At 71.9% G+C, this 551-nt stretch carries 1 protein-coding gene; it reads right to left on the bottom strand.

What is annotated here, in order from left to right; translation table 11 throughout:
* The coding region (locus CCN44_RS39330; RefSeq protein ID WP_208639930.1) for an ATP-binding protein at positions 1-551 on the bottom strand (551 nt) is incomplete at both ends.

Raw genomic sequence — 551 nt, 5'->3', positions numbered from 1 at the left:
TCCCGCGCCGGGAAGATCATCGAACGCTTGTCACGGTTGGCGACCGAGATGAACGCCCGCCCCTTCGTCGGCAACGGCCCGTACGCGCCCGCCTGGGACTTGGCGTAGGCGGTGCCGAAGACGGAGTCGATGCCCATCACCTCACCGGTGGAGCGCATCTCCGGGCCCAGGACGGTGTCCACCCCGCGGCCGTGGATGTCACGGAACCGCGACCACGGCATGACGGCCTCCTTCACCGAGATCGGCGCGTCCAGCGGCAGCTCGCCCCCGTCCCCGTTCGCCGGCAGCAGGCCCTCGGCGCGCAGCTCGGCGACGGTCGCGCCCAGCGAGATCCGGGCCGCGGCCTTGGCCAGCGGCACCGCGGTCGCCTTCGAGGTGAACGGCACCGTCCGCGAGGCCCGCGGGTTGGCCTCCAGCACATACAGGATGTCCCCGGCCATCGCGAACTGGATGTTGATCAGCCCGCGCACCCCGACACCCTTGGCGATGGCCTCGGTCGAGGCCCGCAGCCGCTTGATGTCGAACCCGCCCAGCGTGATCGGGGGCAGCGC

It is taken from the genome of Streptomyces tricolor (genome assembly GCF_002155905.1).
Taxonomy (GTDB): Bacteria; Actinomycetota; Actinomycetes; order Streptomycetales; family Streptomycetaceae; genus Streptomyces; species Streptomyces tricolor.
This window is presented reverse-complemented; position numbering and strand designations above follow the sequence as displayed.